The organism is Nocardioides sp. URHA0020 (assembly GCF_000620705.1).
GTDB lineage: Bacteria > Actinomycetota > Actinomycetes > Propionibacteriales > Nocardioidaceae > Nocardioides.
In genome coordinates, this window is the sequence record NZ_KK211170.1 from 247,703 (window position 1) to 262,870 (window position 15,168).

General features: G+C 72.4%; 16 protein-coding genes. 4 read left to right on the forward strand and 12 right to left on the reverse strand.

Annotated elements, in window-relative coordinates:
* Positions 1-16: 16 nt before the first annotated feature.
* Positions 17-712: a hypothetical protein gene (locus N542_RS0118535; RefSeq protein WP_028645207.1), complete on the reverse strand. Its 696-nt coding sequence runs from the start codon at positions 710-712 to the stop codon at positions 17-19.
* A gap of 113 nt (positions 713-825) precedes the next feature.
* On the opposite strand from N542_RS0118535, the gene N542_RS0118540 reads away from it, so the two are divergent.
* Both N542_RS0118540 and N542_RS0118545 read left to right on the forward strand, forming a co-directional pair.
* Positions 826-1,614 (forward strand): HipA family kinase, encoded by a 789-nt coding sequence (locus N542_RS0118540; protein ID WP_028645208.1) that lies wholly within the window; start codon positions 826-828, stop codon positions 1,612-1,614.
* Positions 1,611-1,991 (forward strand): DUF3037 domain-containing protein, encoded by a 381-nt coding sequence (locus tag N542_RS0118545; protein ID WP_028645209.1) that lies wholly within the window; start codon positions 1,611-1,613, stop codon positions 1,989-1,991. Before N542_RS0118540 ends, N542_RS0118545 begins: the two co-directional genes overlap by 4 nt.
* Here the strand turns inward: N542_RS0118545 and N542_RS25590 are convergent.
* The 10 genes from N542_RS25590 to N542_RS0118595 all read right to left on the reverse strand — a co-directional run bounded on the left by N542_RS25590 (position 1,988) and on the right by N542_RS0118595 (position 11,563).
* Positions 1,988-3,190: an MFS transporter gene (locus N542_RS25590; RefSeq protein ID WP_051552031.1), complete on the reverse strand. Its 1,203-nt coding sequence runs from the start codon at positions 3,188-3,190 to the stop codon at positions 1,988-1,990. The genes N542_RS0118545 and N542_RS25590 overlap by 4 nt on opposite strands.
* Before the next feature lie 125 nt (positions 3,191-3,315).
* On the reverse strand, positions 3,316-3,975 hold the full coding sequence (locus N542_RS0118555; protein WP_028645210.1) for a response regulator: 660 nt from the start codon (positions 3,973-3,975) through the stop codon (positions 3,316-3,318).
* Positions 3,972-5,210, reverse strand: a complete 1,239-nt coding sequence (locus tag N542_RS0118560; RefSeq protein WP_028645211.1) for a sensor histidine kinase — start codon at positions 5,208-5,210, stop codon at positions 3,972-3,974. The genes N542_RS0118555 and N542_RS0118560 overlap by 4 nt, the downstream gene beginning before the upstream one ends.
* Positions 5,211-5,251: 41 nt before the next feature.
* A complete protein-coding gene (locus N542_RS0118565; RefSeq protein ID WP_028645212.1) occupies positions 5,252-6,190 on the reverse strand; it encodes a D-alanine--D-alanine ligase family protein in 939 nt (312 codons plus the stop codon).
* On the reverse strand, positions 6,187-7,335 hold the full coding sequence (alr, locus tag N542_RS0118570; RefSeq protein WP_231482759.1) for an alanine racemase: 1,149 nt from the start codon (positions 7,333-7,335) through the stop codon (positions 6,187-6,189). The genes N542_RS0118565 and alr overlap by 4 nt, the downstream gene beginning before the upstream one ends.
* The gene (locus N542_RS0118575) at positions 7,332-7,955 is read right to left on the reverse strand and encodes a M15 family metallopeptidase (protein WP_028645214.1); all 624 of its coding nucleotides are present in this window, start codon (positions 7,953-7,955) and stop codon (positions 7,332-7,334) included. The genes alr and N542_RS0118575 overlap by 4 nt, the downstream gene beginning before the upstream one ends.
* 120 nt (positions 7,956-8,075) lie before the next feature.
* On the reverse strand, positions 8,076-8,819 hold the full coding sequence (locus N542_RS0118580; RefSeq protein WP_028645215.1) for a sirohydrochlorin chelatase: 744 nt from the start codon (positions 8,817-8,819) through the stop codon (positions 8,076-8,078).
* A 94-nt stretch (positions 8,820-8,913) separates the two neighbouring features.
* The gene (locus tag N542_RS0118585) at positions 8,914-9,660 is read right to left on the reverse strand and encodes a phosphoadenylyl-sulfate reductase (protein WP_028645216.1); all 747 of its coding nucleotides are present in this window, start codon (positions 9,658-9,660) and stop codon (positions 8,914-8,916) included.
* Entirely contained in the window at positions 9,657-9,842 is a 186-nt protein-coding gene (locus tag N542_RS0118590; protein ID WP_028645217.1) for a hypothetical protein, read from the reverse strand. Before N542_RS0118590 ends, N542_RS0118585 begins: the two co-directional genes overlap by 4 nt.
* Positions 9,839-11,563 carry a nitrite/sulfite reductase gene (locus tag N542_RS0118595; protein ID WP_028645218.1) on the reverse strand — a complete coding sequence of 575 codons (1,725 nt, stop codon included), beginning with the start codon at positions 11,561-11,563 and terminating at the stop codon, positions 9,839-9,841. Before N542_RS0118595 ends, N542_RS0118590 begins: the two co-directional genes overlap by 4 nt.
* Before the next feature lie 380 nt (positions 11,564-11,943).
* Between N542_RS0118595 and N542_RS0118600 the strand changes: the two genes are divergently transcribed.
* Positions 11,944-13,392 carry a glycine hydroxymethyltransferase gene (locus N542_RS0118600; RefSeq protein ID WP_028645219.1) on the forward strand — a complete coding sequence of 483 codons (1,449 nt, stop codon included), beginning with the start codon at positions 11,944-11,946 and terminating at the stop codon, positions 13,390-13,392.
* A 1-nt stretch (position 13,393) separates the two neighbouring features.
* A complete protein-coding gene (locus N542_RS26805) occupies positions 13,394-13,918 on the forward strand; it encodes a 4'-phosphopantetheinyl transferase family protein (RefSeq protein WP_051552032.1) in 525 nt (174 codons plus the stop codon).
* On the opposite strand, the gene N542_RS0118610 is transcribed toward N542_RS26805, so the two are convergent.
* Positions 13,854-15,161 (reverse strand): M1 family metallopeptidase, encoded by a 1,308-nt coding sequence (locus tag N542_RS0118610; protein ID WP_028645220.1) that lies wholly within the window; start codon positions 15,159-15,161, stop codon positions 13,854-13,856. The two genes, N542_RS26805 and N542_RS0118610, sit on opposite strands and share 65 nt — an antisense overlap.
* Between the last annotated feature and the right edge of the window lie 7 nt (positions 15,162-15,168).

Here is a 15,168-nt window from a genome sequence, read left to right on the forward strand (position 1 = left end):
TCTGGGTGTGACGAACTCAGGTCCGACGCGTCCAGCCCTTGATGGTGCTGGGGGCGAACTTCGCGTCGCCCTTGAAGACGATCTTCCAGTTGTACCGGCCGCTCCGCGGGGCCGGCAGGATCACGGTGAACTTGCCCTTGCGGTTGGCCCGCAACGACTTGTACTTCTTGTACTTCCCGTGCTTCTTCTTGAAGACGACGATCTTGACCTTCTTGGCGGGCGACACCTTGCCCTTGAAGCCGGCGTGCCTGCCGGAGAGCGTCGTGGTCGTGAGCTTGCGCTGCGTCTTCAGGCTCTTGATCGAGGACACGGCCGGGGCGAAGGTCCCCTGGTAGTTGGAACCGCCGCTGTAGATCACCCGGTAGCTGGCGTTGCCCGCAGCCTTGATGGTCTTGTAGAGGTAGGCGTCCTGCGACCGGAGGATGGTCTTCCAGGACTGGCCGGCGAGTCGACGCTGGACCGACACGGTGCCCGCGTAGACCGTCTGGGTGCCGGGCGCGGTGACGTTGATCGAGACGGAGAGGCTGTCCCCGTACGTGGGCGCTCCGGGCTGCGACTTGTAGCTGGGGTAGAGCCACGGCTTGCTGCTCGTGCCGCTGATGATCGTGACCTTGGTGGCCGCGGCCGCCGGACTGGTCGTGGCGACCAGCGTGAGTGACGTTGCAGCGAGGGTCGTTGCAACGAGAGAGCCGATGATTCGGCGTACGTTCATAAAAGGTGTCCTCCCGGAAGTGGCATCTCCACCGGATGCCAGGCTCTGACTACCCGACGGTGGTAGTCCTCAAACCGGACAGGCGAACAGGTCCATACCCCTAGGGTTGGCCCGTGATCGAGACCGTCGCCGTGACCCGCTACGTCACCCCCCTGCGGGAGGGCGGCAGCCTGCCCGGGATCGTCGAGGGGGCGGACCTCGGGACCTACGTCTGCAAGTTCCGCGGCGCCGGGCAGGGACCGCGGGTGCTGGTCGCCGAGGTGGTCGTCGGCGAGCTCGCCCGACGGATCGGGCTGCGCACTCCTCGCCTGGTCGCGCTCGACCTCGATCCGGAGATCGCCCGCTACGAGGCGGACGAGGAGGTCCAGGACCTCCTCAACGCGAGCGCCGGGCTCAACCTGGGCGCCGACTTCCTGGGCGGCTCGTTCGGGTACGACGGCTTGAGCGAGGTCGGGCAGTCCGACGACGGTGTGGCAGCCAAGATCCTCTGGCTCGACGCGTTCACCGCCAACGTGGACCGGTCCTGGCGCAACCCCAATCTGCTGGTCTGGCACGGGCGGCTGTGGGTGATCGACCACGGTGCCTCCCTGTACTTCCACCACGGGTGGCCGGGCGGGTCCCTGGAGAGGGACGGTGCTGCCGCCAGGTTCGCCGACCAGCCCTGGAAGCCCGACGACCACGTGCTGCTGTCCCACACGGTCGAGCTGCCCCGAGCCGACCGGGAGATCAGCGCCCTGCTCTCCAAGGACGTCTTCGCCGAGGTCCTCGACGAGGTGCCGGACGTCTGGCTCGAGCCCGTGCCCGGCGCGGACACGCCGGACGCCGTACGGGCCGCCTACGTCGCGTTCCTCACCGCCCGGCTGGGCACCCGGCAGTGGCTGCCGGAGGTCGCGGCGCCATGAGCGGTCTCTCCTACCAGTACGTCGTGCTCCGGTGCGTGCCGCGCGTCGACCGCGAGGAGTTCGTCAACGTCGGCGTGGTGCTCTACTGCCACGCCACCGACTTCCTGGCCATGGCCTGGCACGTGGAGGCCGGGCGGCTCCGCGCGCTCGACCCCGGCATCGACGTCGACCAGGTCCGGGACGCGTTGACCTTCATCGACGGCGTCTGCGCCGGTGACCAGCGCGGGGGAGCGGCGGCGGCCGCACCGGTCAGCCAGCGCTTCGGCTTCCTCAAGGCGCCGCGCAGCACGGTGCTCCAGCCCGGCCCGGTGCACGGCGGCATGACGGCCGACCCGGCGCGCCAGCTGGAGCACCTCCTGGAGCGCCTCGTCGGCTAGCAGCGACGACGGGCGACGAGCAGCGCGGTCGCCGCCGTGGCCGACACCGCCGCGGCCAGCACGAACGGCGCGTCGCCACCGGCGGTGAGGAGGAGCCCCGCGCCGGCCGTGCCCGCGGCGCTGCCGGCGTTGATCGCCGTGGTCACCCACGTCGACGCCTCGGTCCGCTGCTCGGGCGGCACCAGCTCGTCCGCGGCGGTGTAAGAGACCACGTAGATCGGGGCCGCCGCTGCGCCGGACAGCACGAGGCAGGCCCCGACCAGCACCAGGTGGGGCGCGGCGAGCAGGACTCCGACGTGCGCGGTCGCGGTGACCAGGAGCAGCGCGCCCAGGGTCGGCACCCACGACGGCTCGCCACGCAGCCGCGTCCAGGCCACCCCGGCGGCGATGGCGCCGACGGCCGCCGCCGCCTCGATCAGTCCGAGCACGCTGGGGCGACCCGCCCGGTCGGCCAGCGCGGCGACGCCCGTGAAGCAGGCCGCGGACGCGGTGCCGAACATGAGCATCACGACCAGCAGCCGCCGGAACGTCGCCCGCCGCAGGACGCCCGCGGGCCCGCCGCCCGGCGCCAGCCCGGCCGGGCGGGTGTGACCCCCGGCGGCAGGGACGTACGGCGAGGTCACGAGCGCCGTGGTGCCGAGGGTGATGAGGACTGCGGCAACGAGCAGCCCGGTCCGCGCCGGGCCGGTCGCCAGGACCACGCTGGCAGCGACCGGGCCGACCAGGTGAAGCGACTCCTCGGCGATCGAGTCGAGGGAGTAGGCCACCCGTCGGGCCGGTCCCTCCTCGGCGATCTCGCGCCACTGCGCCCGCATGGCGGGGCCGAGGGCGGGACCGCTGACGCCGAGCGCGACGCCCAGGAGGAGCCACAGCCAGTCCGGGTGGGACCCGGTGGCGAGGAGCGCGACGGCGACCAGCGTGGCGACGTACGCCGCGGCGTAGACCGGCAGCACGCGGCGCTGGCCGTGCCGGTCCACGAGACGGGACTGGAGCGGCATCGACAGGGAGGCCAGGGCCAGCGCGGCCGCGGCGGAGGCGGCGACCGCGAACGAGCCGCTCGCGTCGCGGATGGTGAAGAGCAGGCAGAGCGGGAGCAGTCCGTAGGCAAGCCGGCCGACGAGCGCGAGCGCGAACGTGCGCGGCACGGCGGGGCCGGACAGGACCAGGCGGATGCTCCCGGCGTGGGTGACGCCGAGCATGAGGGTTCTCCGGATCTAGGTCACACCGCGACGCAGAGCGCGGCGAGGAACGGGTCTCGAGGGCGGGCGCCTGGAGACGCCGGCCGGGAGACGACCTAGTGCTGCTGAGAAGTCATGGCGCCACGCTAGCCCACGAGCCCGTGCTCGTGGGCGAAGACCACGATCTGCACGCGGTCGCGCAGGTCGAGCTTGCGCAGGATCGCGCCGACGTGGGTCTTGACCGTCGACTCGCTCGCGAAGATCTGGCCCGCGATCTCGGTGTTGGAGCGACCCTTGGCGACCGCTCCGAACACCTCGCGCTCCTTCTCCGTCAGCGCGAGGTACGCCGGCGGGGTCGGCGCCTGGGTGCGGAACTGACCCTCCAGCAGCGTCGACAGGTCGGTCGGCGCGAGCACCGCGTTGCCGGCGTGCACCGTGCGGATGGCGTCGCGCAGCATGATCGGGGTCGTGCCCTTGAGCAGGAAGCCGCTGGCGCCGTACCGGATCGCGGTCGCCGCCCGGTCGTCGAGGTTGAAGGTCGTCAGCACGATGACGCGCACCGGCTTCTCGCGCCGCGCCGCGCGATCGGGCACGAAGATCTGCCGGGTCGCCTCGACGCCGTCCATCTCCGGCATCCGGATGTCCATCAGCACGACGTCGGGGGAGAGCTCGTCGACCAGCCGGACCGCGGCAAGGCCGTCGGCGGCGGCGCCCACGACCTCCATCCCCTCCTGGGCGTCCACGATGACGCGCACCCCCTCGCGGAAGAGCTCCTGGTCGTCGACCAGCAGGACCTGGATCGTCATCGCGAGCGCACCGGGACCCACGCCGTGGCCGTGAAGGTCGGACCGCCGGCCTCCTCGCGACGCCGTACGTCGAGCCGCCCCCCGACCGACTCCAGCCGTCGCCGCATGCCCTCCAGCCCCTGCCCGACGTGCTCGGGGATCGGCGCGGCCATGACGAGCGGCTGCGTCTCCGGCGCGCTGGTGTCGATCACGTTGCGCACCTCGATGCGCAGCTCACCCTCCCAGTGCCGCTCCACCAGCACCGGCTGGCCCCGGCGTCCGTGCTTGATCGCGTTGGTCAGCATCTCCTGGAGCACCCGGAAGGCCACCACCTCGAGCTCGGGCGGCAGCGGCTGCGGGGTCCCGACCTCGGTCGAGGCGACCTCGTGCCCGGACGCGCGAACGCCGTCGACGAGGCTGTCCAGGCCCCCGCCCCGGGGCGGCGCCGTGCTGCTGCCGTTGCTGGCGCTGAGCACCTGCCGGACGTCGTGGAGGGAGGTGCGTGCGGTGGTCGCGATGTTGGTCATCGTCTGCTTCAGGGCGCGGGTGTCGACGTCCTCGAGGTACTGCGCCGACTCGGCCTGGGCCAGGATCACGGCCAGCGAGTGGCCGACGACGTCGTGCACGTCCTGGGCGAGCCGGGCCTGGCTCTCGCGCAGCCGGGCGATCTCCTCGGCCTGGTCGCGCTCCGCCTCGGCGGTGACCTGGGACTCCCGGGACTGGCTCGCGCGCGCCGAGAACCGCAGCGCCAGGCCGGCCAGCCACGGCACCCCGAGGACCGACATGCCGAGGACGGCAGCGCTGATCTGCCAGCGATCGCTGAACCGCGCCGTCGTGTCGACCAGCGACCGGAAGCCGGCAGTCTCCATCGCGCGGTAGAAGATGCTCGAGTCGATCCAGAGCACCGCGACCGCTGCCGCGGCCGGGATCGAGAGCGCGCTCGCCCAGACGGTCGTGGCGCTTCCCCACCGCGCCGCGCCGAAGGCGACGGCGCCGATGGCCAGCTCGATCATCAGCAGCTGTGTCTCGGTGACAACCTGGACGGCACAGACGACCCAGACCAGCGCCAGCGCGGCCGCGGGCAGCCGGCGGGCCAGCGCGACGGAGGTCGCGATCCCGAGCGTGACCAGGATGGCCGCCGGCCGCGGGTCGGGCGCGTAGTAGGAGGTCTGCAAGCGCAGCACCTCGAGGACGCCGAGCAGGAGCACGACGACGCCGGCTGCGACATCGGGAGCCCACGGACGCCAGGAGGTCATGCCGTCACCACCCCGCAATGGAACCATGACCTGCGCGTCGGTCACCGATGCGCGCCGCGGACGAGCTCGTCGAGGAGCTCGGCGTACGTCATCCCGGCGGCGGCGAACATCCGCGGCACCTGCGAGTGCTCGGTCATCCCGGGGACGGTGTTGACCTCGTTGAGCACCGGTCCGTGCTCGGTCAGGAAGAAGTCGATCCTCGCGACGCCGGAGCAGCCGAGGGCGTCGTACGCCGTGAGCGCCGCCTCCTTGAGCGCCTTGGCCTCGACGTCCTCGAGCGGAGCGGGGACCCGCAGGTCGGCGTGGCCGCCGTACTTGGCGTCGTAGTCGAAGAGCCCGGCCGCCACGATCTCCAGCGCCGGCGGGACGAAGAGCGACCCGTCGACGCGACGCAGCACCGCGACGTCGATCTCGCGGGCGGTGACGAGGTCCTCGACGAGCGCACGGTCGTCGAGGGCGAGCGCGGCGTCGAGCGCCGGCCCGAGGCCCGCCGGCTCGGTCACCAGGCTGACGCCGTGGCTGGAGCCGGCGGCGACGGGCTTGACCACCACCGGGTGGGTCCACCGCTCGTGGGCCGCGGTCGCGGCGGTCACCAGGTGCCCCGGCGTGGTGGCGAGACCCACCGCGGCCGCGACGAGCTTGGTGACCCACTTGTCCATGGCGAGGGCCCCGGGTCGCAGCCCCGAGCCGACGTAGGCCAGGCCGGCGAGCTCGCAGAGCGCGGCGAGCGCGCCGTCCTCGCCGCGCGGGCCGTGCACGACGGGGAAGACCACGTCGCACCCGCGCAGGACCTGGGCGGCGCCGGAGAGCCCGATCGGCCGGAGGCCGCGGTCGCGCCAGGTGCCGTCGCGGTCGATGGTGAGCGGCACGACGTCGTACGACGTGGGGTCGAGCGCGCCCGCCACGGAGGCCGCGGAGGCCAGGGAGACGTCGTGCTCGCAGCTCTGCCCACCACCGACGACCGCGACGCGGGTCCTCACGACAGGCTCCGCAGGTGGGAGGTCGAGCGGGGATGACGCTCGACCCGCGCGCCGATGCCGGTGACGACCTCGTGCTCGATCGTCTCGGCCCACGAGGCCCACTCGGCGACGGTCGGCTCGCCGTACGCCCCCGGGCCGAAGAGGGTCACGGTCTCGCCGGCGTCGACGCCGCGGCTGCCGAGGTCGACGACCAGCTGGTCCATCGAGATCCGGCCGACGACGGGACGACGTACGCCGCGGACCTGCACCTCGGCGTGCCCTGAGGCCAGCCGCGGCAGCCCGTCGGCGTACCCGAGCGGCACCAGCCCCAGGTGCGTGGCGGCGGCGGTCCGGTGGGTGTGGCCATAGCCGACGGGAGTGCCGCCGCGGACCCGCCGCACCTGGAGGATCGGCGCGGTGAGCGTCATCGCGGGCTGGAGCCGCGTCGAGCGGGACGGGTCGATGCCGACCAGCCCCGCGCCCACGCGGCTCATCGTGTGGTGGCTGCGCGGGTCGGTGAGGGTCGCGGCGGTCGCGGCCAGGTGCCGGTCGCGCGGGCGCAGGCCGACGGACCGGGCGGTCTCGAGGGCCCACGCGAAGCGGGTGCGCCCGAGCGCGTTGCACTCGTCGGCCGGCTGGTCGGCGCAGCCGAGGTGCCCCATCACGCCCACGACCTCGACCTGGCCCTGCTGCTCGGCCCGCCGAGCCGCCCGGCACAGGGCCGCCCAGCTCGCCGGGTCGGCACCGTCGCGGGCCATGCCGGTGTCGAGGTGGAGGTGGATCCTGCTGCGCCCGGGCGTCGCCGCGACCGCCGCCAGGTGCAGCAGGCTCGGGACCGCGACGTCGACGTCACGGACGGCTGCCGTGGCGAAGTCGGCGTCGGCCGGGTTGAGCCAGCTGAGCAGGGGGACGGCGAGGCCGGCGTCGCGCAGCAGCCAGGCCTCGTCGAGGGTGGTGACACCGAGCCGGGTGGCGCCGTTGGCCAGTGCCGTCCGCGCGACGTCGACCGCGCCGTGCCCGAAGCCGTCGGCCTTGACCACGGCCATCAGCTCGCCGCCCGCGCGTCCGGCCAGCAGACGGGTGTTGTGGGCGACGGCGTCGAGGTCGACGTCGAGGCGCGCTCGGCTGCAGGTGCTGCCCCGCGGCGCGACCGCCAGCCCGCTCACGCGGCCACCGCCGCGGACACCGGGCCGTAGACGGCGTGGTCGGCTCCGGTCAGCAGGGCCCAGTAGCGGTCGCCGTAGCTCCAGTGCCACCACTCGGTCGGGTAGTTGACCAGGCCGTGGGCGCCGAGGACCGCGGCGAGCAGGTCGCGGTGCGCCCGCGCGTCGGCGCCGATGCCCGCCGCGGCGAAGTAGCACCGGCCGTCGCTGTCCTCCGGGGTGGCGTCGATCGGCGTACCGAGGTCGAGCTCGTCGCCGCAGACGTCGACGAGCGTCAGGTCGACGGCCGCGCCGGCGACGTGCGGCGCCACGTCGACCGGCGAGACGAAGCGGCTCGTCAGCCGGGCCAGCTCCGCCTCGTCGATCCCGGGGTGGTGGGCGCGCACCTGGACGGCGTACGCCGCGATGATCGCGCGCTGCTGGTCGATCGGGCGCAGGCCCTCGACCACGCGCAGCCGGAGCCCCGGCGGCAGCGAGTGGTCGGCGGCCACCAGCCGGTCCGCGAGGCCGGCGCGCACGAGCGCACCGGTGGGGGACAGGGCTTGCGGCAGCAGCACCAGCGGCTCACCGGACTCGGCCACGGGCACGGCCCGGACACGCTCGTCGGACAGCAGGATCGTCATGCTCCGACGCTAGGGAGCGCGGACCCCCGACCGCCTCCACCTCAGGTACCGACCGACTGCCCCCAGGTGCCGAGTCGGCGCCAGTTTGCCGTCACTCCCGCACACTGGCGCCGACTCGCCTCAGACGGGGACCAGCTCGACGGCGCCGACGGCGTAGCGGGCCAGGATCGTGCGGGCGAGCTCCGGGTGGGCGCCCAGCGGCGCCGACACGGCGACGGCACCGGCCTCGACGGCCAGCTCGCCGGCCCGGTCCGGCAGGAAGCCGGGAGCCAGGAAGAGCGACGCGACCGCGATGTGACGACGACCCTCGGCGCGGAAGGCGCGCACGGCCTCCCCGGTCGCCGGCGGCGAGGCCGAGGCGAAGGCGGCGGTGACGGGCAGCTTGTGGCGCGCGCCCCACACCCGGGCCAGCCGGGCGACGGCCTGGTTGGCCAGCGGGTCGCTGGACCCGGCCGCGGCGAGCACCAGTGCGTCGAGCTCGCGCACCCGGGAGACGGCGAGCGCCTCGCGCATCCGCAGGTCGAGCACCTCGAGGAAGTGCGCCTCGAGCCCCAGGATCGACGTCGCGCGGACCTGCACCCCCGGGTGTCGCGAGGTGGCCTCGGCGACGGCGCTCGGCACATCGACCTTCGCGTGGTAGGCCTCGGTCAGCAGGAGCGGCACCACGACGATCTCGTCGTGGCCGGCCTTGACCAGCCGGTCGACGACCGTCTGGAAGGACGGCTTCGACAGCTCGAGGAACGCGGCCTCGACCTTGAGGTCGGGGCGCATCGCCTTGACCTCCTCGACCAGGGCCTTGATCGTTGCGGCGGACCGCGGGTCACGACTTCCGTGAGCCAGCGCCACCAGAGCAGGAGCAGCCATCACGCCGCCTCCTTACCTGTGCGTGTTGCGTCGGGGCGTGCGAGTGGGCGACCGGCCACGCTGCCGGTCTGCTGCGTGCGGGTCCTGGTGGAGCTCACGAGTGGATCCCGCACTCGGTCTTGGTGGTGCCGGCCCAGCGACCGCTGCGCGGGTCGTCGCCGGGCGCCACGCGCCGGGTGCACGGCCAGCAGCCGATCGAGGGGTAGCCGTCGTACACGAGCGGGTTCACCAGCACGCCGTGCTCGGCGATGTAGCGCTCGACCTGGTCGTCGGACCAGCGGGCGATGGGGGAGACCTTGACCTTCTGCTTCTTCGCGTCCCAGCCGATGACCGGGGCGATGACGCGGTTGTGGTTCTCCGCCCGCCGCAGACCGGTCGCCCAGGCGTCGTACCTGTCGAGCGTGTCGGCCAGCGGCTGGACCTTGCGCAGCTTGCAGCACAGGTCCGGGTCGGTCTTGTAGAGGTCCTTGCCGTACGCCGCGTCCTGCTCGGCGACCGACTGCACGGGCGTGATCGTCAGCAGGTTGACCGGCATGGTGGCCTCGACCGCGTCGCGGGTGCCGATGGTCTCGACGAAGTGGTAGCCGGTGTCGAGGAAGATCACGTCGACGCCGGGAGCGACCTTGCCGACGATGTCGGCCAGCACCGCGTCACCCATCGACGACGTCACGCAGAAGCGCTCACCGAACGTCGCGACGGCCCACTCCACGATCACCTCGGCCGGAGCGAGCTCGAGCTCGGCGCCCCAGTGGGACACGATCTCGCGCAGCTCCTCCGGAGAGCGGTCGGCGGTGTCGGCGCCGCGCTTGTTGCGCGCCGTCGTGGTGGTGGCAGCACTCATGACTGAGCTCCTGAGGGTCGGATCAAGCCGAGCATCTTCAGGCTGAAGGCGCGCAGGCACCCGCGGCATTCCCAGGTGCCGTGCGGCGACGAGATCTCACCGGTCTCCGACACGATCTCGTGGGGGCGCAGGTCCTGCTCCCCGCAGAAGGGGCAGTGGAAGGGCACGGCACGCTCGCTCATGGTGCGGTCACACCCTCCAGCAGCTTGTCGCCGCGCAGCAGGTCCTCGTCGGCGCGGGCCACCCAGGTCGCGAAGAGCTCGCCGGCCTCGCGGTCGGCCAGGAAGTTGGTGACCACCGTGGTGATGTAGTCGTCCAGGCCGGCGCTGGTCACCTTGTGGGCGCGCAGCTTGCGACCGAAGTTGGCCTGCAGCCCGGTGGCCCCACCGAGGTGCACCTGGAAGCCCTCGACCTGCTCGCCCTCGTGCATGACGAGCTGGCCCTTCAGGCCGATGTCGGCGACCTGGGTGCGCGCACAGGCGTTGGGACAGCCGTTGACGTTGACGGTGATCGGGGTGTCGAGCGTCGGGAACCGCTTCTCCAGCTCGCCGACCAGGGTGCGCGCGCGCTCCTTGGTGTCGACGATCGCGAGCTTGCAGAACTCGATGCCGGTGCAGGCCATCGTGTTGCGGCGCCAGTTCGACGGCCGGGCGGAGAGCCCGATCTCGTCGAGCCGCGCGACCAGGTCCTCGACGACGGCGGGCTCGACGCCGACCAGGACGATCTTCTGGTACGGCGTCAGGCGGGCGCCGGCGACGGCGTACTCCTCGATCAGGTTGGCGAGCTGCACCAGGATCGTGCCGCTGATCCGGCCGGCCGTCGGCGCGATGCCGACGTAGAACCTGCCGTCGTGCTGCTCGTGCACGCCGATGTGGTCGCGGTGACCGACGGGCGACTCGGGCGACGGGTTCGAGACCAGCTGCCGGTCGAGGTACTCGTTCTCGAGGACCTCGCGGAACTTCTCGATGCCCCAGTCGGCCACCAGGAACTTCAGGCGGGCGCGCGAGCGGAGCCGGCGGTAGCCGTAGTCACGGAAGATCGACGCGACCCCCTCCCAGGCGTCGGCGACCTCGTCGACGGGGATCCAGACCCCCATCTTCTGGGCCAGCATCGGGTTCGTGGACAAGCCACCGCCGACCCACAGGTCGAAGCCCGGGCCCAGCTCGGGGTGGACGGTGCCGACGAAGGAGACGTCGTTGGTCTCGGGGGAGACGTCGTGGCCGGGGTGGCCGGTCAGCGCGGTCTTGAACTTCCGGGGGAAGTTGGCGAAGTCCGGGTTGCCGATGAAGCGTTCCTTGATCTCGACCAGCGCCGAGGTGCCGTCGATGATCTCGTCCTTGGCGACGCCGGCGACGGGGGAGCCCAGGAACGGCCGCGGTGAGTCGCCGCACGCCTCCATGCTGTCCAGGCCGGCGGCCTCGAGCCGCTCCCAGATCGCCGGCACGTCCTCGATCCGGATCCAGTGGTACTGGATGTTCTCCCGGTCGGTGACGTCGGCGGTGTCGCGGGCGAAGTCGACCCCGATCGTGCCGAGCGCCCGCACGGCGTCGTGGGAGAGGAGCGCACCGTCGGAGCGGACCCGCAGCATGAAGAACTCGTCGTCGAGCTCCTCCTCCTCGAGCATCGCGGTCTTGCCGCCGTCGAAGCCGGGGGCGCGCTGGGTGTAGAGGCCCATCCAGCGGAACCGGCCGCGCAGGTCGGCCGGGTCGATCGAGGCGAAGCCGCGCTTGGAGTAGGTGTAGAGGATCCGGTCGCGGACGTTGAGCGGGCTGTCGTCCTTCTTGGACTGCTCGTTCTTGTTCAGCGGCTCGGTGTAGCCGAGCGCCCACTGACCCTCGCCGCGCTTGGGGCGCGGGATCTCGGTCTTGGTGGCGGCCTTGGCGGTGTAGCGCGGGTCAGACATCAGTGTGAGCGTTCCTTGACGACGGTCTGCAGCGACTCGCTACCGGGAGGGGCCACGTCGTCGGGGCCTGCGACCGGTGGGTCAGCTGCGCGGTGGGCGGCTGGTCAGGAATGCCAACACATGGAGCTGCGGGTACGCCCGAGGTCCACGTGGCGTCGAACCACGAGGTACGTCTGCGTCGCAGCGGTCATGTCAAGCAGTCTCACGGTCCGGACGTCGCTCCCACAACTTCGAATCCCATGATGTGAGACCGCGATCCATGATGTGAGACACGGGCCGGATCGGCCCGCGACACAGGCGCGACGCTGCGACCCACGTCACACGGTCGGCCCGACGCGAGCGACTCGTTCGACGCCGTGCCCCACCACTAGTCTGGCGGTATGAGCGACGCGCACATCTCCGCCCTGACGAGCAGCGCCTACCAGCAGGCCCTGGAGGTGATCGCCTCGGTCGAGCCGCGGATCGCGGAGGCCACCCGCAAGGAGCTGGCCGACCAGCGCGGCTCGCTCAAGCTGATCGCGAGCGAGAACTACGCCTCGCCGGCGGTGCTGCTCACGATGGGCACCTGGTTCAGCGACAAGTACGCCGAGGGCACGGTCGGGCACCGCTTCTACGCGGGCTGCCAGAACGTCGACACCGTCGAGGCGCTCGCGGCCGAGCACGCGCGCGAGCTGTTCGGCGCGGAGTACGCCTACGCGCAGCCGCACTCCGGCATCGACGCCAACCTGGTCGCCTTCTGGTCGATCCTGGCGCACCGCGTCGAGGGCCCGTGGCTCGAGCGCCTCGAGAAGAAGAACGTCAACGACCTGACCGACGAGGGCTGGGAGGAGCTGCGCCACGAGCTCGGCAACCAGCGGCTGCTCGGGATGTCCCTGGACTCCGGTGGCCACCTGACCCACGGCTTCCGCCCCAACATCAGCGGCAAGATGTTCCACCAGCAGCAGTACGGCACCGACCCGGAGACCGGCCTGCTCGACTACGACGTCGTGCGCGCCAAGGCCAAGGAGTTCAAGCCGCTGGTCCTGGTGGCCGGCTACTCGGCGTACCCGCGCCGGGTCAACTTCGCCAAGATGCGCGAGATCGCCGACGAGGTCGGCGCCACGCTGATGGTCGACATGGCGCACTTCGCCGGCCTGGTGGCCGGCAAGGTCTTCGTCGGTGACGAGGACCCGGTGCCGCACGCCCACGTCGTCACGACGACGACGCACAAGTCGCTGCGCGGGCCGCGCGGTGGCATGGTGCTGGCGACCGAGGAGTACGCCCCGAGCGTCGACCGCGGCTGCCCGATGGTGCTCGGTGGGCCGCTGTCGCACGTGATGGCGGCCAAGGCGGTCGCGCTCGCCGAGGCCCGCCAGCCGGCGTTCCAGACCTACGCCCAGCAGGTCGCCGACAACGCGAAGTCCCTGGCCGAGGGCTTCCTCTCCCGCGGTGCCGACCTGGTCACCGGGGGCACGGACAACCACCTCGTGCTGCTCGACGTCTCGGCCTTCGGCCTCACCGGTCGCCAGGCGGAGTCCGCGCTGCTCGACGCCGGCGTGGTGACCAACCGCAACTCGGTGCCCAACGACCGCAACGGCGCCTGGTACACCTCCGGCATCCGGCTCGGCACGCCGGCGCTGACGACCCGCGGCTTCGGCCACGACGAGTTCGACAACGTCGCCGAGCTGATCGTCCACGTCCTGCAGAACACCCAGCCCGGCACCACCAAGGCGGGTGGGCCGTCCAAGGCGTCGTACGAGCTCGGTGAGGGCGTGGCCGACAAGGTCAAGGACGCCTCGGCCGAGATGCTCGACAAGCACCCGCTCTACCCCGGTCTTGACCTGGCCTGAGATGAGCGTCGACGTCGTCTGGCACGACGTCGCGCTGGGCGCTCACGCCGCGCTCGCGGCGCACCTCGGCCCCGGGACGACGGTGACCGGGCGGCTGTGCGCGCGGTGCGGGTCGGCCGACCACGGACGGCCGTGGGCGTCGTACGACGGCCGCGCGGTCCCGGTCTCGCTGGCCCGCTCGGGCCCGCACCTCGTCACGGCCGTGTCGACCGAGGGTGCGGTCGGCGTCGACGTGGAGTCGGTCGCGGAGGTCGCCGCGCGCTGGCCGGCCGGGCTCGTGCTGGCGCCGGGTGAGGTCGCGGTCGACGGCCTGGAGCAGGCCCGGGTCTGGGCGCGCAAGGAGGCCGTGCTCAAGGCGTACGGCGTCGGGCTGGACCGGCCGATGACGTCGCTGCACCTGGCCGCGGAGTCGTGGGCCGACGTGGCGGCGCCGGCCGGCTACGTCGCGGCGCTCGCCGTGCTCAGACCGCAGCCGGCAGCGCCGGCAGCTCCACCTGGAAGAGCCACGCGTCGAAGAGGTCGGTGAGGTCGAGCCCCGACTCGCTCTCGCAGAAGCCGACGAAGTCCTCGGTCGTGACCGAGCCGCCGGTGTGCGTGGCCACCCAGCCGCGGAGCAGGTCGAAGAACGGCTCGTCACCGAGCTCGACGCGCAGCGCGTGCAGGGTCAGTGCGCCGCGCTTGTAGACGCGGTCGTCGAACATCAGCTCCGGACCCGGATCGGCGAGCACCAGGTCCTGGGCCTTGCCGTCCAGCTTCTTGTGGTGGTGGCGCGCCCACGCGTCGGCGGTGTCGCCCCCGGACTCCTCCGACCAGAGCCACTCGGCGTAGCACGCGAAGCCCTCGTGCAGCCAGATGTCCTGCCACCGGCGCAGCGTCACCGCGTTGCCGAACCACTGGTGCGCCAGCTCGTGCGCGACCAGCCGGATGCTGTCCCAGGAGTCGACGCAGAAGTTGCGGCCGAAGGTCGAGAGGGACTGCGACTCCAGCGGGATCTCGAGGTCGTCGTCGGTGACGACGGTCGTGTACCCGTCGAACGGGTAGTCGCCGAACCGGTCGACGAAGAGCGCCATCATCTCCGGCTGCCGGCCGAAGGACGCGTCGAAGCCGTCGCCCGCGACGTCGGCCGGCGCGAGCACCCGCAGCGGCACCGGCCCGTCCTGCTCGATGACGTCGTACCGCCCGATCTGGCAGGTCGCGAGGTACGTCGCCATGGGGGAGCGCTGCTCGTAGCGCCAGGTCACCGCCGAGCTGCGGCGCGACGAGTCGAGCAGGTCGCCGCTCATCGCGACCTGGTAGCCGGTGGGTGCCGTGACCGAGAAGGCGTACGTCGCCTTGTCGTCGGGCCGGTCGTTGCAGGGGTACCAGGTCGGGGCGCCGTGCGGCTGGGCCGCGACGATCACGCCGTCGGTGAGCTCCTCCCAACCGGCGTCACCGAGGGCCTTGCTCTTCATGACCGCGGGCTGTCCGGAGTACTTGACCGTGACCTCGAAGTCGCTCCCCGCGGCGATCGGGGTGTCCAGCCAGATGGCGAGGCCGCCGTCGCGGTGCGTGTAGCGGGCCGGCGGTCGGCCGTCGACGGTGACCCGCGCGACCCGCAGGTGGTGCAGGTCCAGGCGCAGCCGGACGACGTCGTCGACCGCCGTGCAGCTCAGCGTGGCCTCGCCGTCGAGGCGGTTGCCGTCGGGGCGGTAGCCGAGGGCGAGGTCGTAGTGCTGGACGTCGTACGACGCGTCGCCGTGGCCGGGTACGTACGGGTCAGTGCCTGTCATCGTGCTC